The 17341-nt window shown below is 72.9% G+C and carries 17 protein-coding genes; 10 read left to right on the top strand and 7 right to left on the bottom strand.

Translation table 11 applies throughout. The features are described from left to right. Positions 1-6: 6 nt before the first annotated feature. Positions 7-192: a hypothetical protein gene (locus KZQ38_RS22145; RefSeq protein WP_219444112.1), complete on the top strand. Its 186-nt coding sequence runs from the start codon at positions 7-9 to the stop codon at positions 190-192. A gap of 58 nt (positions 193-250) precedes the next feature. Then, a complete protein-coding gene (locus KZQ38_RS22150; protein ID WP_219444643.1) occupies positions 251-1003 on the top strand; it encodes an EI24 domain-containing protein in 753 nt (250 codons plus the stop codon). Positions 1004-1010: 7 nt separating this feature from the next. Here KZQ38_RS22150 and KZQ38_RS22155 read toward each other — a convergent pair whose 3' ends face one another. Further along, positions 1011-2885, bottom strand: a complete 1875-nt coding sequence (locus KZQ38_RS22155; RefSeq protein WP_219444113.1) for a beta-propeller domain-containing protein — start codon at positions 2883-2885, stop codon at positions 1011-1013. A 116-nt stretch (positions 2886-3001) separates the two neighbouring features. On the opposite strand from KZQ38_RS22155, the gene KZQ38_RS22160 reads away from it, so the two are divergent. The 6 genes from KZQ38_RS22160 (at position 3002) to KZQ38_RS22185 (ending at position 9375) form a co-directional block, all read left to right on the top strand. After that, positions 3002-3370, top strand: coding sequence for an FKBP-type peptidyl-prolyl cis-trans isomerase (locus tag KZQ38_RS22160; RefSeq protein WP_219444115.1), 369 nt, complete (start codon positions 3002-3004; stop codon positions 3368-3370). 104 nt (positions 3371-3474) lie between these two features. After that, the gene (locus KZQ38_RS22165; protein ID WP_308258525.1) at positions 3475-4032 is read left to right on the top strand and encodes a YbaB/EbfC family nucleoid-associated protein; all 558 of its coding nucleotides are present in this window, start codon (positions 3475-3477) and stop codon (positions 4030-4032) included. A 19-nt stretch (positions 4033-4051) separates the two neighbouring features. Beyond that, positions 4052-4354 (top strand): type VII secretion target, encoded by a 303-nt coding sequence (locus KZQ38_RS22170; protein ID WP_219444117.1) that lies wholly within the window; start codon positions 4052-4054, stop codon positions 4352-4354. Beyond that, positions 4354-8088: a WXG100 family type VII secretion target gene (locus KZQ38_RS22175; RefSeq protein WP_219444118.1), complete on the top strand. Its 3735-nt coding sequence runs from the start codon at positions 4354-4356 to the stop codon at positions 8086-8088. The genes KZQ38_RS22170 and KZQ38_RS22175 overlap by 1 nt, the downstream gene beginning before the upstream one ends. Positions 8089-8091: 3 nt before the next feature. Further along, positions 8092-8445 (top strand): toxin-antitoxin system YwqK family antitoxin, encoded by a 354-nt coding sequence (locus KZQ38_RS22180; protein ID WP_219444120.1) that lies wholly within the window; start codon positions 8092-8094, stop codon positions 8443-8445. A gap of 111 nt (positions 8446-8556) precedes the next feature. Beyond that, positions 8557-9375, top strand: coding sequence for a hypothetical protein (locus KZQ38_RS22185; protein WP_219444122.1), 819 nt, complete (start codon positions 8557-8559; stop codon positions 9373-9375). Here KZQ38_RS22185 and KZQ38_RS22190 read toward each other — a convergent pair. Next, positions 9362-10531 carry a glycosyltransferase 87 family protein gene (locus KZQ38_RS22190; protein ID WP_219444123.1) on the bottom strand — a complete coding sequence of 390 codons (1170 nt, stop codon included), beginning with the start codon at positions 10529-10531 and terminating at the stop codon, positions 9362-9364. The genes KZQ38_RS22185 and KZQ38_RS22190 overlap by 14 nt on opposite strands. A gap of 192 nt (positions 10532-10723) precedes the next feature. Between KZQ38_RS22190 and KZQ38_RS22195 the strand changes: the two genes are divergently transcribed. Then, entirely contained in the window at positions 10724-11308 is a 585-nt protein-coding gene (locus tag KZQ38_RS22195) for a DNA-binding protein (RefSeq protein WP_219444125.1), read from the top strand. 18 nt (positions 11309-11326) lie between these two features. Then, a complete protein-coding gene (locus KZQ38_RS22200; protein WP_219444127.1) occupies positions 11327-11983 on the top strand; it encodes an RES family NAD+ phosphorylase in 657 nt (218 codons plus the stop codon). 4 nt (positions 11984-11987) lie between these two features. Here KZQ38_RS22200 and KZQ38_RS22205 read toward each other — a convergent pair whose 3' ends face one another. From KZQ38_RS22205 to KZQ38_RS22225, 5 genes are all read right to left on the bottom strand, one after another. Next, the gene (locus KZQ38_RS22205) at positions 11988-12530 is read right to left on the bottom strand and encodes a GNAT family N-acetyltransferase (protein WP_219444129.1); all 543 of its coding nucleotides are present in this window, start codon (positions 12528-12530) and stop codon (positions 11988-11990) included. Between the two features lie 74 nt (positions 12531-12604). Further along, on the bottom strand, positions 12605-13249 hold the full coding sequence (locus tag KZQ38_RS22210) for a hypothetical protein (RefSeq protein WP_308258526.1): 645 nt from the start codon (positions 13247-13249) through the stop codon (positions 12605-12607). A 41-nt stretch (positions 13250-13290) separates the two neighbouring features. Beyond that, positions 13291-14004, bottom strand: a complete 714-nt coding sequence (locus tag KZQ38_RS22215) for a Crp/Fnr family transcriptional regulator (RefSeq protein ID WP_219444133.1) — start codon at positions 14002-14004, stop codon at positions 13291-13293. 99 nt (positions 14005-14103) lie between these two features. Beyond that, positions 14104-16002, bottom strand: a complete 1899-nt coding sequence (locus KZQ38_RS22220; RefSeq protein WP_219444135.1) for a S9 family peptidase — start codon at positions 16000-16002, stop codon at positions 14104-14106. A 131-nt stretch (positions 16003-16133) separates the two neighbouring features. Beyond that, positions 16134-17129: a TerC family protein gene (locus tag KZQ38_RS22225; RefSeq protein ID WP_219444137.1), complete on the bottom strand. Its 996-nt coding sequence runs from the start codon at positions 17127-17129 to the stop codon at positions 16134-16136. Positions 17130-17341 lie beyond the last annotated feature (212 nt).

Below are 17341 nucleotides of genomic sequence, written 5' to 3' on the forward strand. Positions count from 1 at the left end.
GCACCAGTGTTCGCGATCATCGCCGCGGTCGTCTTCGGACTCGCCCTGCTGCTGGATCTCGCCAACGCGTCGTTGGGCTCCGTCCTGGACGGCGGCACGCTCGTCACGGCGGGGTTGTTGTGCGTGGCGCTGCACCTGGCCGGGGTGGGCGCGGGCACGCGCACGTTCTCGTTCCGCCGTCGCCGCCGTTGAGACGCCCGAATCGTCCTGTCCGCGCCCGTGGGGCGGATATGCTCCGCCGGTGATCAGGGTGCTGCGCGATTTCTCCACCGGCGTCGGGTTGTTGGCCAAGGGCTTCGGGCTGGTGTTCCGGTCGCCGAAGCTGTTGCTGGTCGGCGCGATCCCGGCGGTGATCACCACGGTGCTGCTGATCGGCAGCCTGGTGGCGCTGGGCGTGTGGATCGACGACATCGCCGCGTGGGTCACGCCGTTCGCCGACGACTGGAACGACGCCGCGCGTTCCGCGACGCGCCTCGCGGCGGGTGTGTCGATCGTCGGCGGGTACGTCGCGGTGGGCCTGCTGTTGTTCTCCGCGATCACGCTGGTGATCGGCGGGCCGTTCTACGAGCACATCGCGGAAACGGTGGAGGACGAGCACCTGGGTGGTGTGCCCGAGGCGCAGCGGGTGACGTGGGGCCGGGCCGCCGTGATCGGCATCCGGGACGGCCTGCTGCTGGTCGGGTTGGCCGTGCTGTGCGCGGTGCCGCTGTTCGCCGCCGGGTTCATCCCGGTCGTCGGGCAGACGGTGGTGCCGGTGATCGCGGTGTGCGTCAACGCGACCCTGCTCGGCATCGAACTCACCGCCATCCCGTTCACCCGCCGGGGCCTGGACCTGAAGGTGCGTCGCCGGGTGCTGCGGAAGCGGCGCGCGGTGACGCTCGGTTTCGCCGTGCCCGCCTACCTGCTGTGCCTGATCCCGTTGGCGGCGCTCGTCGTGTTCCCGGCGGCGATGGCGGGCGGCACGGTCCTCGCGCACCGCCTGCTGCACGACGACATCGCCTGAGCGGCGGTCAGCCGAACGACACCCACGCGCGTTCCGCGAGGTCGTCGGCCCGGTTCACCCGGACGCCCGCCGCGGACACCGTCCACAGGTCGTCGCCGACGAACAACGCCCGCCGCACGAGCGCGTCGTGTGGTCCGCCGGCCGTGTGGCGCACGGTGCCGATCTCGGTGAACGCGTTGTCCCGCAACCGGAGCAGCAGCACGCCGCTCGTCGTGCCGGTCGACACCGGCACCACCACGAGGTCGCGCCGGGCCCAGTGGAGGAACGCGTGCGGGTCGTACTCGACCTCGGAGGTCGCGCCCGGCAGGTGGTGCGCGGCGACGCGGCGCGGCGCGGTCGGGTCGGCCACGTCGAACAACGACACCTGCGTGCCCTGCGTCCGGCCCTGGTCGGTGGCCTCCTGGCCGACGCCGATCAGCTTCCCGTCGCCCACCGGGTGCAGGTACGCGGAGTAGCCGGTGATCTTCAGCTCGCCCGTCCGGCGTGGTCGTGCCGGGTCGGACAGGTCCAGCACGTAGAGGGGGTCGGTCCGGCGGAACGTCACCACGTAGCCCGTGTCGCCCGCGAACCGGACGCCGTGGATGCGCTCCCCCACGCCCAGCCCGTCCACGCGGCCGACCTCCACCAGGCGCGTGCCGTCGCGCTTCAGCGCGGTCACCGCGCTCTGCGACGCGGGCGGCTGCTCGGGGACGCCCGGCGCGTCGAACGACGTGGTCGCCACCCGCAGGTGGCCGTCGTGCTCGGACAGGGCGTACTGGTTCAGCGGCGCGCCGCGCACCGAGCCGGACGCGACGTGGCGGGGCCGGTCCGCGCCGGTGATGTCGAACTGGTAAATCACGGTGTTGTCGGGCGGCGCGGCCGTCCGGTTCGCGTTCGGCGCGAGGTGGTGGTCGTCCGCGACGTAGAGCGAAGTGCCGGTGCTGTAGACGGTGTCGCCGTCGGCGAGGACGGACACCGCGTCGCCGCTGCCGAGTTCGCCGGGGAAGTCGAACGTGAGCACGGTCAGCAGGGACGTGCCGGAGTGCTGCTCGGGGTGGCTGATCCGGTCGCACGGCACGAGTCGGCCGGTCGAGCGCGACCCGTCGGCGGCGGTCAGCTCGTACGACGGGAGCCACGCGTCGATCGGGGACGTGGCGACCACCTCCCGGTTGCGGGCCGCCGCCTGGTCCTCGGGCACGTCCACCGCCGGGTACACCCACGGCAGGTGTGGCGCGGACTGCACCACGACGCGCACCACGTCGCCGATCTGCCGGGCGTCGAGGTGGCGTCCGGCCACGCGCAGCGACCCGACGACCGCCGGCGGCCCGGCCAGGTCCACCAAAGTCAGCGTCGCGCCGTTCTCGGGCACGAACCCGTCGGACGTGAATCCACGCTCCAGCGCCATGTTCGAGTCGGAGACCACCAGCACGCGGTCGCCGTGCAGCAGCAGCTTCGACGCGTAGCCGCCGGGCAGTTCGAGGGAGCCGGTGAGCGCGCGGGACGCGACGTCCACGACCCGCAGCCTGCCGTCGGCGACCGTGACGACGCGTTTGCCGTCGGTTTTCACCAGGTCCGGTTCGTCGACACCGGCTTCCCGCACGTTGGTCGTCGAGTGCTCCGGCTTGGCCGCGTCCGGTTGGGCGGCGGCACGCCCTTCGACGCTCAGCGACTGCTGCACCGCCCCGCCTAAGCCGTACGGGCCGACGTGCGGTGCGATCGCCGCACGCAGCTCGGTGAGCGCCGTGTCGCACGTGTCGTAGGCCACGAGATCGACCGGCACGTCGCGGCCCGGCGGTCGGTCGTGTGCGACCGGGTCGTCCGGCATGGCGGCGACCACGCCCGCCGCGACCAGCGCCGCGCCGCCGAGCAGCGCCACCCGCCTACCCCACGTCCATCGCGTCATGCCAACAGGACGGAGCACACCCGGCGACGCGTTGCACCGCCCCGCCGGGCGGCTCGTCGAGTGGCGGCGTGGTTGACTCGGCGCGGACTGATCCCGATTGCACGAGGAGACCGCTCATGACCAAGCCCGTGGTCGAACCGCACGACGGTCCGGCGCCCGCGGACCTGCTGGTCGAGGACATCACCGTGGGAGACGGCCCGGAAGCCGTTCCCGGCCAGCTGGTGCACGTGCACTACGTCGGCGTTTCGCACTCCACCGGCGAGCAGTTCGACGCCTCGTGGGACCGCGGCGAGGCGTTCTCGTTCCCGCTCGGCGGCGGCCGGGTCATCGCCGGCTGGGACCGCGGCGTCGCGGGCATGAAGGTCGGTGGGCGGCGCAAGCTCGTCATCCCGCCGCACCTCGGCTACGGCGACCGCGGCGCGGGCGGCGTGATCAAGCCCGGTGAGACGCTGGTGTTCGTGGTGGACCTGCTGGGCGTGGGCTGAGCCCGCGCGGGCCGGTTCCGGCGCTGCTCCGTTCGGAGCATTTGGCGTGGTGCCGGAACCGGCCCGTTCACTCCTGCGTCATCCTGGAGCGAAGCACCGGCAGCGTGATCGAGGGGGAAGCCACCGTGCCCGAGGACATCGGCGCGTCCGAGCGGATGCTCGACCAGTGGCAGGCGGGCATCGAGCGCAAGGCCGAGCGCTACCAGCGGATGGCGGAGCACGTCCAGGGCCTGTCCATCACCGAGACGTCCAAGGACGGCCTGGTGCGGCTCACCATCGGCTCCAACGGCATCCTCACGCGCCTGGAGATCGCCGAGCAGGCGGGCGGCAAGCGGATGGCCGAGGTCTCGGCCGAGGTGATGCGCACGTTGCAGCGCGCGCAGTCCCGCATCCCCGAACTGCTCCAGCAGGCCATGGCGGAGACCATCGGCACCGGCGACGAGACCGCGAACGTGCTGTTGCACGAGGCGAAGAAGCACTTCCCCGCGCCGCCGCAGGACGACGTGCCGCCGCCGGTGAACCGCGAACTGGACTTCGGCCTCGACGACGACGGCCACCGGGAGCAGACCCGCCGCCCGCAGGCGCCGCCGACCCGCCGCCCGCCCGCGTCGCGCGGGCCGGACGACGACGACGATTTCGGCGGCAGGTCGTTCCTGTCGTGAACCGGGGGGAGAGCACGCCATGACGGGGTTCGAGATCGTCGCGGGCACTTTGGACGGCCACGGCAAGCAGTTGAACGACCTGAGCACCCGCATCCAGGCCGCCGTCGACGCCGCGAAGACGGTGTCCATGCCGACCGATGCGTACGGGATCATCTGCCAGCCGTTCCGGATGATGCTCGACCCCGTCGAGCAGTGGGGGTTGGACGCGTTGCAGGGCGCCGTCGAGGCGATGGAGTCCGCGGGCAAAGCCGTGAAGGACACCGTCACCCAGTACCAGGAGATGGAAGACTCCATCCGCGACAGCTTCCGGTCGGGTGAGTGATGGCGGGCGAGAACCCGTTGGTGGCCGCGCCGCCGGCCGAGCCGGGTGGTTTCTTCAACGCCGGCACGGGTGACAACGGCTGGGCGACGGGCATTTCCATCGCCGAGTCCGCGATGGACACGTTCAACGGCATCAAGGACGGCAACTGGGTCGAGGCCGGACTGGGGATGGTCGGGCTGGCCGCGGACGCGGCGGCCATGGCGATCGACCCGTTCGGCACCCTGCTGTCCTCGGCGGCGTCGTTCCTCATGGAGCACATGCAGCCGTTGAAGGACATGCTCGACTGGCTCGCCGGGAACCCGCCCGTGATCGAGTCGTACTCCACGACGTGGAACAACGTCGGCACCGAGCTGGGGAAGGTCGCGGAGGACTACCGGGCCGCGGTCGCGTCGGGCACCGCCGGGTGGGAGGGCGCGGCGGCGGCGCGGTACCTGACGAACTCCCAGGTGCACGGGGACGCGTTGACGGGCGCGGCGTCGGCGGCGTCGACCGTCGGCACCGTGGTGGGCCTGATGGGGATGGTCGTCGCGTTCGTCCGCGAGATGGTGCGCGACCTGATCGCCGACCTCGTCGGCAAGCTCATCGCGTGGGTGCTGGAGGCGGCGTTCACCCTCGGGTTCGGCACGCCGGTGATCGTGGCGCAGGCGGTGACCGCGATCTCCAAGTGGGCCGCCAAGATCGCGAAGATCATCAAGGACCTGCTGAGCACCATCAAGAAGGTCTCGCCGATGCTGAAGCGTCTGGTCGAGGTCTTCGAGAAGATCGCGAAGGTGGTCGGGAAGCTCGCCGGCAAGGCCACCGGGCTGGACGTGCTGGACCCGAAGAACATCAAGAAGGGCGGGTTCCTCCAGACCGGGAAGGCCGACGTGGACGCCCCTTCGGGCTCGACGCGGGGTTCCTCGTCCTCGCCGGACGGCTCGTCGCCGGACGGATCTTCGCCGGACGGGTCTTCGCCGGATCGGTCCTCCCCCAACGGTTCGTCGCCGACGGGGTCGTCGCCGACGGGGTCGTCTCCTGACGGGTCGCCGCCGCGTGGTCCCCGTCCCGGTGACGGGACGACCACCACGGCGAGCACGCCGACCGACACGCGCCCCGGTGATCCGGGTGTGCCCGGCCCGGCGAGCACCCACCCGGGACGGCCGCACCCGGACGGCGACATGCCGCGCGGGCTGGGCGAGACGCGTGGCGGACCGGGTGGCGCGCCCCGCACGCCGCGGCCCGGCAACCCCGACGTGGCGCCTCCGGGGACCTACCCGCCGCGGGGCAACCCGAACGTCGTTCCGCCCGGTGGGCACACGCCCGGCGGCAACCCGTCTGGTGGGCACATGCCCGCGGGCGAGACGCGTGGCGGGCCGGGCGGCAACACACCGGGCGGCAACACACCGGGTGGCAACACGCCGGTCGGCGAGACCCGCGGCGGGCCGGGCGGGAACACGCCTCCCGGCGGCTACTCGTCCCCGGGCGGTTCGCCGACGCCCCCGAACCGGGTCGACCACACCCAGACCTCCACGGCCGCCGCCCCGAACGCGCCCGCGCGTCCGGACACGCCGCACTCCGCCGGTCCCCCACCGGCCCCGGGCACTCCCGGCGCACACCAGGGAAACCCCGCCGCGAGCTACGGGAACAGCGGTCCCGGTGGGACTCCGGGTCAGCAGGGCGCGCCGGGCGGCAACCCCGGTGGCACGCGTCCCGGTGGTGGTTGGACCGGCACTCCCGGCAGCCGGGGCGACCTCGGTTCCGGCGTGCCCGCGCCACGCACGCCGGGGACGCCGCACACCAGCACGTCCAACGCCGGTCCGAACACCCCGCCGCCGGGCCGGCCCCACAACGGGCCCGGCAGCGGACCGCACCCGTCCTACGCCGGGCCGCCGCACCCCGGCCCCGGCCACGCCAACCCGGTGCACCCCGGCCCCGGCCACACCGCGCCGGGCCACACCGGGCCGGGACGCACACCGGGCCACACCGGGCCGGGGCAGCAGCACGGTCCACAGGGGCCGGTCGGCTCGCGGCCGGACAACGCCCGCCCCCGCGGGGAAACGGGTCCCGCCGGGCACCCGTACGACCCCGCGCCGAACGGCAGGCACCACAAGCCGGACGACCCGCACCACGGGCCGGACAACGGCGCCCCGCACCACAGGTCCGACACCGACCCCGCGCACACCGACCCCGCGCACACCGACCCCGCACACACCGACAAGGCCGACACCGACCGGCCCGACACCGACGCGCCGCACCACGGGCCGGACGGGGAACGGCCCGACATCGACCAGGCGCACGCGCGGCACGGTGAGTCCACGCCCGCCGGGATCTCGCACCACCGCGGCGATCCCGACATGGGCGACCTGCCGCACCGCGTGCCCCACGACCCGCGCTACTTCACCGCCGACGTGCACATCACGCCGGACGGTCGCGCACGCATCGGCAACCACACCTACTCCCCCGAGGAGTACGGGGACCTGTTGCGCCGCAACGGTTGGGACGGCAAGACGCCCATCCGGCTCATCGGCTGCGACGCCGCGAGCAACGACTTCGCCGACCGCCTCTCCCGGCACACCGGCGCGGACGTCCTCGCACCCACCAAACCCGCGTGGACCGACAGCAACGGCCGCGTCTACACCAGCGACGCCGAGGTCGGCCCCGACGGCACGCGCCAACCCCGGATCCCGCCGAACGGCGAGTGGCAGACCCACCACCCCGACGGCACCCACACCAGGACCGGTGACGACGGGTTCGCGCCCGGCACCGAACCCGACGACAAGCACGACCTCGACCCCACCGACGCCCGCGACCGCGCGTCCGACGACCCCGCCGAGGAGCACAAGGCGCCCTCGGCGAGCGAGCGCGTGCCGGAGCAGCCGCACTTCCCGGACCCGGTGGACCCCGGGCCCGCGCCGGACGTGCGCGACCCGGACTTCGAGCCGGACAAGGCACGCGGCTCGGTGGTGGAGGAGATCGACGAGAGCCGCGTGACGCGTCGGGACGGCCTCATCGAGACCGTGGACGGCAAGCCGGTCAAGGACTACGTGGACGAGCTGGCCCGGCAGCGGGCCCGGCACCACGCGGACAACCTGGAACCGGACGACGGCCCGTGCGCGGCGGTGGCGATCGACCGGCGGACCGGGCTCGTCACGGAGGGCGTCAACGGCCAGCCGGACGACCTGATCCGGCCCGAGAACCTGCACCCGCTGCTGCGCGACAACTACCGCGGCATCGCGGACTGGCAGCACCCGGTGATGAAGGCCGAGGAGGTCCCGTTCACCAAGCCGGTGCTGGGCCCGGACGGCAAGGCCATCAAGGTCACCGACGCCGACGGCAACGTCGTCCGCGACCACCGCAACCAGCCGGTGCTGGTGCAGGAACCCGTGGTGTTCGAGGGACGCGCGCACTACGACGAGCCGCTGCGGCACGCGGAGGTCAAGGCCGTCAACGAACTGCTGTGGGAGCGCCAGCGCCGGCACGAGGAGGACTGGCGCGCGACGCACGGCCCGGACTCGACGCCGCCGCCGCTGGACCGGGAAGCGTTGCGGGACATGCGGTTCGACCCGCGCTGGACGGAGGAGACCCGCCGGCGCGACGGCACGGTGAACCACGAGGTCGGCGGGGAGGCCCCCGCGTGCGCCAACTGCAACACCGTGCTGAAGGACGTGCCCAGCTACACTGGGCGCGAGCACTTCATCCCCTACGACTACCGCAACCGGTCGGGGGACCACTTCACCCCACCAGCGACGGAATGACGGATGCGAATCGACCGCCGCGAGACATACCGGGACGAGTCCATGCGCGTCGTCCACGACGGCGAGCTGTTCACCGGCGAGCTGGAGACCAAGGACGCCGACGGCAACCTGATCGCGCTCGGGAACTACTACGAGGGCGTGCAGCACGGCCTCCAGGAGCAGTGGTTCCCCAACGGCCGGAAGAAGGCCGAGGGCGTGGTCGACTTCGGGGTGGCCGTCCACGAGTGGCGGCGCTGGTACCCCGACGGCACGCCGGCGCAGGTCCGCACGTTCGACGCGGCCGGCCGCCAGCTCCACATCACCCGCTGGGACAAGGACGGCACGCTCGTCGAGGACAAGGACCTCACCACGAGCTGACCCCGCCGGCGGCCGGTGCACGGCGGGGTCGGCGAACCGGCCGACGGCCCACCCGGGTGGCCGTTAAGATCGGCTCACTCGCCAGGGGGGAGCCGAAGGGGTGTCACGCGCATGAGCCAGCCAGCCACGCCGCTCACCGAGCAGGAGCAGCAGCAGCTCGTCCGGCGGATCGGGCGGGCGATGCTGCCGGCGCTCCCCCCGGACTGGCAGCGGGTGCGGGCCGAGTACCGGGCGGCGGGCAGGCACATCGAGGTGGACCTCGCGTTCACCGCGGCGGACGGCCAGTGGCGGCCGGTGCGACCGCCCATGGAGGTCGTCGCGCTGTTCGGGCAGTTGCGCGCGGGTATGCACACGGCGGACCGCGGCACGTGGTTGAGCGCGGTCTACGAGATCGAGGCGCCCAGCTCGTTCGCGGTGGACTTCAACGCCGAGGACGAGCCGCGCTGGCGCAACGCGCCGCCGGCGATCGGGTTCCAGGACGAGCTGCGGACGTTCCCGCGCCCCGACGACCGCGTCCCGGACTGGCTGCGCCGCCGTGCCGGGCTGCCGCCGCCGGTGGAGGCGGGTGGGCTGCGCACCGCGCACGTGTACGACGGGCGTGACGAGGCGGGCCGCCCGGTGGTGCGGCGGCAGCAGGTGGACCCGCGGCTGCGGGACGCGTTGCTCGCCTACCTGGAGGCGGCGCCGGTGGTGCTGGCCGCGCGGCACCTGGACGTGGACGAGTTCGTGCCGGCCGACCAGGACGTGCCGCTGAACTTCCGCACCGACGGCGCGTGGGTCTGGGCCGGCGCGGTGCCGCACTACCTGCGCAAGCACGGCCTGCCGCCGGAGCCGGACCTGGTCCGCCACATCGTGGACCGCGACTTCCGGGTCTCCGAGGTGGACGAGGCGACCCGGGAGCGGGCGGTCGCGCACATCACCGGTTCCTGACGGGCCGGGCCGCGAGCCACGCCCACCAGGCGAGGACCGCCAGGCCGCACCACACGTAGGCGTTGCCGACGACCTGCTGCCACCACGCCCAGTCGCGTTCGACGTCGTTGTCCCGGGGGAACAGCCAGTGCGGCCCCACGGCGAACACGAGCACGACGAGGGCGGCGGCGGCGCGTTGCCACGCCGTGGTCCAACGGGCCGCGCCGAGCAGCACCACGCCGGGCCCGATCCAGATCCAGTGGTGGCCCCACGACACGGGTGAGACGAGTAGCCCCGCGACGGCCACCGCGAGGAACGCCGTGAGGTCGTCGCCGACGCGGGCCGCCACGTACCAGGCGAGGGCGACCACCACCAGGCACAGCAGCACCCACACCGCGACCTGCGCGCCGTCGGTCAGCCCGAGCCGGGCGAGCGTGCCGCGCAGCGACTGGTTGCTCGCGTAGGTGAGCCTGCCGACGCGGGCGGGGTCGAGCAGGGCGTGGAACCAGAACCGCTGCGCGTCGGCCGGCATGACGGCGAACCCGAGTGCGCCGAACGCGGCGAACGAGGCGATGGCCGTGAGCACGGGCCGCCACTCGCGGCGCGCCACCCAGTACAGCGCGAACACGGCGGGTGTCAGCTTGATGGCCGCCGCGAGGCCGACGAGCGCGCCACGCGGCACCCACCGGCGCGGCAGCAGGCAGTCGACGACCACCAGCACGCCGAGGATGAGGTTGACCTGCCCGAACCACAGCGTTTCGCGCATCGGGTCGAACACCGACACCACGGCCGCCACGCCGAGCCCCCACCGCAACGCGTGCTCGCCGCGGCCGTGCACGCGGACGGCGGCGACCCAGCAGATCACCGACAGCGCGAGCACGTTGACGGCGGCGATGCCGATGATGGCCGCCGGCAGCGGCAGCAGGGCCACCAGGGCGAACAGCAGCACGGCCACCGGCGGGTAGGTGAACGGCAGGTCGGGGCCGCCGACGGGTATCGCGAACCCGTCCGCGTACACGGGGAACCCGTGCAGCCACGCCTCACCGCCCGCGCGGTACACGCGCAGGTCGAGCGACCAGCCGAGGGGTCGCAGCGCGACGTGGACGACGTTCGCCGTCATCGCGAGCGCCCACAGCACCACCACCAGCCGTGTGCGCGTGTCCAGCCGAAACGTCACCCGATTTTCCCCTAACCACACCCGACCAGGTGCGACGTGGCATCGTAACGAGACACCCGGATGAGGCGCAGGTCACCGTGCCCCACCTCGAATGTTTACCTAGAGTGGTGAACTGTGCGCACAGAGTCGGGAGACTGGGACGATCGGGGCATCTCCGCGCACAAAGGCGCACGCTCGGGATACCCTGTGCGCATGAGTCCGGCGCTGGAGGCGGTTTTGGCGAAGGCAGGTCTGCAGGTCACCCCCGACGAGTTCCTCGAACTCGTCGCCGACGCCGCCAAGCGACTGGCCCCACCGCACCCCGACCCGGCCGGCTACTTCACGCCCGACCAGCGGGACGCGCTCACCGACGTCGGCCTGGACCTGGGACCGCACCGGCTGTCCGACGACCAGCCACGCGCGCGCACCGTCGTGGCGCACGCCGTGCTGCGCGACTCGGCGGTGACCGTCGCCGAGGCGGCCCGCCGGCTCGGCGTGGACACCAGCCGCGTCCGGCACCGGCTGGGCGTCGGCAGGCTGGTGGGCTGGAAGGACCGCGGCTCGTGGCGGCTGCCCGCGTGGCAGTTCGCGGGCAGCGGCGTGCTGCCCGGCCTGGAGGCGGTGCTGGCGGCCGTGCCGAAGGACCAGCCGGCGCTGGTGGTGGCGGGCTTCATGACCACGCGGCAGGAGGACCTGCTGGTGGAGGGCACGCCGATGTCGCCGCGGGACTGGCTGCTCGCGGGCGGCGACCCGAAGCGGGTGGCGGACCTCGCCGCCGGGCTCGGCACGCCGGCGTAGTCGAGGCACGCGCCGCACATGTCCCGGCTACCCCAGCCGCCGCCCCCTGCCGTGCTCCAGGCGAACCTGCGCCGCACCGAGGACGTGGTGGCCGTGCACCGCGCGACCAGGCTGGTGCGCATCTTCACCGCCAAGGGCCTGCACCCGCAGCGCTGGAACAGCTTCCGCTACACCGGGCCGCTGCCGCACGCCCGCTTCGACACCCAGCCGCCGACGCCGGACGGCTCGCCCGCGCACGCGCACGACCAGGGCGTGCTGTACTTCGGGCTGACCGTGCGGACCAGCGTCGCCGAGGTCTACCAGCAGACGTCGGTGGTGGACCGGCGCACCCGCAGCCCGTTCCTGGTGGTGCTGCGCCCGCGCCGCACGCTGCGGCTGCTCGACCTCGCGGGCCTGTGGCCGACGCGGGTCGGCGCGTCGCAGGAGATCAGCGCCGGTCCCAAGCGCCTCACCCAGCAGTGGGCGCGGGCGATCCGCGCCGCCTACCCCGAGCTGGACGGCCTCTGGTACCGGTCGTCCATGGACGGCGGCGACCCGGCCGTGTGCCTGTGGGACCCGCCGGGCGGCAGCGGCCTGCCCGCCGCGCCGGACGTGCTGCTGCCGCTGGAGCACCCCGGCCTGGACCTGCCGCTGGCCCGCGTGTGCGAGGAGCTGAACTACACGCTGCTCGGCTGAGCCGTCACCGCCGCCGGGGCGCGGGCAGGAACCGGCCGTAGCGGACCTCGGGCAGCTCCTGCCGCTCCAGCTCGTAGTGGTGCACGAGGCCGTCGTGCCGCCACCCGTGCGCCTCGTAGAACCGGCGGCTGGGCGCGTTGTCCTGGAACACCCACAGCACCGCGTACCGGAAGCCCTGCTCCAGCAGGTGCCGCACGCCGGCCTCGTGCACGCGGTGCCCCGCGCCGGTGCCCCGGTACCGCGGGTCGGCGTAGATCGCGACCAGCTCGCCGGTGTGCAGGTCCGGGTGGGCGTCGTCGGGTTCGCGCACCGCGTCCACCGCGCAGTAGGCCCCGATCCGGCCGTCCTCGTCCTCCGCGACGAACACGCGGCTGGGCACGGGCAGCTCCAGCACCCGCGACCAGGCGGGCAGCCTGCTCTCCGGGAGCATCCGGTCCAGCACCGGGTCGTCCACGATGCCCCGGTAGGCGTGCTGCCACGCGTCGACGTTGATCCGGGCGATCGCCGGCGCGTCGTCGGGCCGACCGGCCCGCACGGTCCACTGCATCCGCGAAGCGTGCCGCACCGGGTGTCCGGTCCGCCGGCTTTCCCGCGAACTGGGGCGTTGCCCGGCGGCGGTGTTCACCCGACCCGGCGCAGACCGCCGCGCCGCACGTCGCCGGGTGTGCGGGGCGCGTCGCCGCGTGGTTCGCCCGCGCACACGTAGCCCGAGTAGCCGGCGCCCTTCACGGAGAACCGCGTCGGCCGGAACCGGGTCGGGTCCAGCGCGTGGAACCGGGTCAGCACCACGTCCTCGTAGAGCCGCCCGGAGATCACCAGCGCCAGGTCGCCGTCGCCGTCCGCGAGCGCCCGCCGCGCGACCCGCGAGTCCAGCAGCCGGCAGGTGACGATCGGGGCCTGCCCGACCAGCCCGAAGCGGCCCGCGGTGAGCGTGCCGCCGTGCATGGCCAGCCGCAGCCGCATGGGCGTGCCCGCGGCACGCAGGTCGCGCAGCGCGCCCGCGATGCCCTCGGTGAAGTGCGCGACGACCCACGCGGTGTCGGTGTCGGCGGGCAGCACCGCCAGCTCGCCGTCGCCCCGCTCCTGGCGGTACCACTGGGCGCGGTCGAGCCCGGCGTGGTCGGCGGCGGTGTCCAGCACCTCGCCCAGTCTCGTCTGGGCCAGCGCCTGGTCCAGCGCGTCCAGCTTGCTGTAGCCCTCGACGTCCACGGCCACCACCAGCCGGTAGACCAGGCCGTCGAGCGGTGTTGCGGTATCCGGCTTCACGACCACAGGATCGACCCGGCGGCGGCGGACAAGTAGCGGTATCACCGGGTTTCCGACCAGTCGTACGCGATGCTGCTCAGCACCGCCCGGTCGACGACGGTGATGGTCCGGTAGCCCATGCGGATCACGCCGCGGTCGCGCAGGGACCGCAGCTCCTTGCGGGCGGTGTCCTCCTCCGCGCCGACCAGCGCGCCGAGTTCGCGCTGGGTCAGCCCGAGGTCGACGGTCACGCCGCCCGGCACGGGGCGGCCGTAGCCGTCGGCCAGCTCGTCCAGGACGCGTGCCAGCCGCACGTACGCCGGGTAGCCGGTGAAGTCGGTGCGGCGCTTGTCGGCCCACCGCAGCGTCTGCATGATCATCCGGGTGAGGGCGAGGTTCGCCTCCGGGTACCGGTTGAGGTAGTCCCGGAACCGCGCCGCCGGGATCACCCGCGCGTGCGAGTCGCCGCAGACGGTGACCGTCGCCGAGCGCGGTTCGCCGCTCAGCGCCGCCATCTCGCCGACCACGTCGCCGCCGACCTTGACGCCGAGCAACGCCACCCGGCCGTTGTCCAGCGTCACGGTCGCCTTCACCACGGCGCGCACCAGCAGCACCACGTGGTCGGAGTCCTCCGACTCGCGCAGCATCACCTCGCCCCGCCGGAACGCCCTGGGCACGCCCAGTTCCAGCAGCGCGGCCTGCGCCGCGGGCGGCAGCATCTCCAGGAACGTCCCCGCCGGCCACGAGCCGGCGCGTGGGGTGGGAATCACGGTCATGCCGGACCTCCTCGCGCGACCAGTGTCCCGCGCGGGGGAAGCGCGATCAGCCCCTCCCCCGCGGGAAACCCGATCGGGCAACCCGGTCCGGCCGCCGCGTCAGGACAGGCGCCTGCCCCACCACTCCAGCACGGCGTCGAACCGCTGCTTGCGGTGCCGCGGCCGGCCGGAGCGGGTCAGCTCGTGGCCCTCGCCGGGGAACAGCAGCATCTCCGCCTCGACGCCGTTGCGCCGCAACGCCACGAACATCCGCTGCGCCTGCTCCACCGGGCAGCGCCAGTCGTGCTCGGAGTGCACCACCATGAACGGGATGGACACCTTCTCCGCGTAGGTCAGCGGCGACATGGCCCGCTGCGCCTCCAGGCTGGGCCCGCAGTAGGCGTCGGCGAAGAACCAGCCGATGTCGGACGACCCGGTGAACGAGTCCCACGCGTTGACCGCGCGCTCGCTCCACGCCGCCCGGAACCGCTCGCCGTGGTGCGCGGCGAGCCACGACGTCATGAACCCGCCGTAGGAGCCGCCCATCACGCCCACCCGGTCGGCGTCCAGGTCGGGCCGCTCCAGCGCGACGTCCAGCACGGACAGCACGTCGTCCACGTCCACCGTGCCGAACGCGCCGATGACGGCCTGGCCGTGCGACTGGCCGTAGCCGGCGGAGCCGCGCGGGTTGGGCAGCACGACCGCGTAACCGGCGCGGGCGTACACCTGCGCCTCGTCGAAGAAGCCCCACCCGTGGTACATGAACGGGCCGCCGTGCACGGCCAGCACCACCGGGTGCGGGCCCTCGCCCTCGGGCAGCACCAGCCAGCCGTGCACCGGGTAGCCGTCGGACGCGGAGCCGGTCAGCTCGACCGCGGGCCGCAGCGGCACCGGAGCGCCGAACGAGGTCAGCACGTCGCCGCCGACCCGGACCACCTCGCCGGTGTTGTCGGCCCACGACACGACCGCCACGACGACGTCGCCGTCGGCCGCGAACGACTTCACCTCGGCGCGTTCGCCCGCCAGCACCTCCAGCGACGACAGGCCCAGCTCGAAGCCGTCCAGCGGGACCCGGCGCAGCTCGACCGCGCCCCGGTTGCGCACCGCGACCAGGACGTCGTCGCCGACCACGACGGGCGGGCCGGCGAGCTTCTCGCAGTCGACCGTCTCGACCTCGGTGAGGCGGGTGAGCGTGCCGCCGGTGTACCGCCACAGGCTGGCGTTGCGGGCGATGCTGTGCACGCCGTTGGACTCGGTGCCGTAGAAGACGACGCCGCCGGGCACCGCCACCGGGTACGACGCCTGGCCGCGGCTCTGCACCAGCAGCTCGGGCTCGCCGCCGGACGCGGGCACCGTGTAGAGGTCCGTGTGCAGCGTCTCCACCACGCCCAGGTCGCGCTGGGCGACGAACACCAGCGCGGCGCCGTCGTGGGACCAGGTGGGCTCGGAGACGTCGAACGCGCCGTCGGTCAGCTCGACGGGCTGCTCGCCGTCGAGGCCGACGGTGAACAGCCGCGTGTTGCGGTCGCCGGTGAAGCCGACGTCGTCGATCCGGTAGTCCAGCCGCTGGATGTGCCGGGGCGCCTCGGCCTCCGGCTTCGGCGCCTCGCCGCCGTCCTCGGCGGGCCTGCCGTAGCGGCCGGCGTCGGGGACGCGGGCGGTGAACGCGAGGCGCGTGGAGTCCGGGGACCAGGCCGGCGCGCCGACGCCCAGCGGCAGGTCGGTGAGGCGGCGCGCGTCGCCGCCCGCCGCGGGCAGCACGTGCAGCTGCGCCGGGCTGCCCGCCTCGGCGGAGCGGAGGAACGCGACCCACTTCCCGTCGGGCGAGATGAGGGGGTTGAGGTCGCGTTCCGCCCACGTCCAGCGCCGGGCGCCACCGCCGTCCAGGGGCACGGCGTAGAGGCCGCCCCGGTAGGCGTTCGCGGTGAGGTCCGGCGTCGAGGCGTTGACCAGGACGAGGTCACCGCGGACCGACACGGAGCCGAGGAGGTTCAGCGACTGCAAGTCATCGGGGCGCACGAGCCAGCACGTTACCCCAAATGTCGTTAGCAAGGCTCACGACAATTTTTGACCGCTCACAGAATCACCGAACCAATCGCGACGCAGCGCCACCGCTCGATCACCCGCCGAATGTCAATCGCGAGGAATCGTCACTTGGCAACCGTCTTCGCCGCGCTCGGGTCGCGCTTCACCTTGATCAGCGACGCCACCGTGGTAATCGCCAGCACACCCACGATCACCGACAGCGACAACTCGATGCCGATGACCGGCACCGGCAGCGGCTCACCGCCGTTCAGGAACGGCAGCGAGTTCTGGTGCAACGCCTCCAGGATCAGCTTCACGCCGATGAAGCCGAGGATGACCGACAAACCGATCGACAGGTACACCAGCTTGTTCAGCAGGCCGCCCAGCAGGAAGTAGAGCTGGCGCAGGCCCATCAACGCGAACGCGTTGGCGGTGAACACCAGGAACGGTTCCTTGGTCAAGCCGAAGATCGCGGGGATCGAGTCCAGCGCGAACAGCAGGTCCGTGGTGCCGATGGCGACCATGACGATGAACATCGGCGTCACGAACCGCTTGCCGTCGATCTTCACGAACGACCTGGCGTCGTGGTACCGGTCGGTCACCGGGAACACCCGCCGCACGAACCGCAGCGCCGCGTTCTCCTGGAAGTCCTCTTCGTCCTCCTCGTGGTTCGTGCGCGCCAGCTTGTAGCCGGTGTAGATGAGGAACGCGCCGAACAGGTAGAACACCCAGCTGAACTTCGCGATGACCGCCGCGCCGACCGCGATGAAGACACCGCGCATGATCAACGCCATCACGATGCCCACCAGCAGCACCTTGTGCTGGTGGATCGCGGGCACCTTGAAGGTGGTCATGATGATGAGGAAGATGAACAGGTTGTCGACGCTGAGCGAGTACTCCGTGATGTACCCGGCGAAGAACTCACCGGCGGACGTGCCGCCCGCGAAGTACCAGATGCCCAGGCCGAACGCGATCGCCACCGCGATGTAGAACGTCACCCACCGGCCGGCTTCGCCGATGGTCACCTCGTGCGGTTTGCGGTCGACTATGAACAGGTCGATCGCCAGCAGCACCAACAGCCCAGCGATCGTCGCGATCCACAACCACGCGGGAACAGCCATCGAAACACCTCCGGTACATCGCGCGCACGCCAATGCCCGGAGGTCTCCTCCATCGGTCCGACACGAACCGACCGGCGGCACCGGGACCCCGCCGTTGGGTTCCGTGCTGACGACACCGCCGCTTCAGGGAGTACTCCCCTCCACACGCGTCCAGTCTCACGCATGATTGCGGCTTCGCGCCAGCCCTGGTGATCAGACCCACCCGTGCGGGT

It is taken from the genome of Saccharothrix obliqua, assembly GCF_019375475.1.
GTDB lineage: Bacteria > Actinomycetota > Actinomycetes > Mycobacteriales > Pseudonocardiaceae > Actinosynnema > Actinosynnema obliqua.

Coding starts and splice junctions, on each gene's coding strand:
- KZQ38_RS22225 (WP_219444137.1), bottom strand. CDS start 17,129: ATGGCTGTTCCCGCGTGGTTGTGGATCGCGACGATCGCTGGGCTGTTG.
- KZQ38_RS22180 (WP_219444120.1), top strand. CDS start 8,092: ATGCGAATCGACCGCCGCGAGACATACCGGGACGAGTCCATGCGCGTC.
- KZQ38_RS22215 (WP_219444133.1), bottom strand. CDS start 14,004: ATGACCGTGATTCCCACCCCACGCGCCGGCTCGTGGCCGGCGGGGACG.
- KZQ38_RS22170 (WP_219444117.1), top strand. CDS start 4,052: ATGACGGGGTTCGAGATCGTCGCGGGCACTTTGGACGGCCACGGCAAG.
- KZQ38_RS22160 (WP_219444115.1), top strand. CDS start 3,002: ATGACCAAGCCCGTGGTCGAACCGCACGACGGTCCGGCGCCCGCGGAC.
- KZQ38_RS22155 (WP_219444113.1), bottom strand. CDS start 2,885: ATGACGCGATGGACGTGGGGTAGGCGGGTGGCGCTGCTCGGCGGCGCG.
- KZQ38_RS22175 (WP_219444118.1), top strand. CDS start 4,354: ATGGCGGGCGAGAACCCGTTGGTGGCCGCGCCGCCGGCCGAGCCGGGT.
- KZQ38_RS22205 (WP_219444129.1), bottom strand. CDS start 12,530: ATGCAGTGGACCGTGCGGGCCGGTCGGCCCGACGACGCGCCGGCGATC.
- KZQ38_RS22195 (WP_219444125.1), top strand. CDS start 10,724: ATGAGTCCGGCGCTGGAGGCGGTTTTGGCGAAGGCAGGTCTGCAGGTC.
- KZQ38_RS22200 (WP_219444127.1), top strand. CDS start 11,327: ATGTCCCGGCTACCCCAGCCGCCGCCCCCTGCCGTGCTCCAGGCGAAC.
- KZQ38_RS22185 (WP_219444122.1), top strand. CDS start 8,557: ATGAGCCAGCCAGCCACGCCGCTCACCGAGCAGGAGCAGCAGCAGCTC.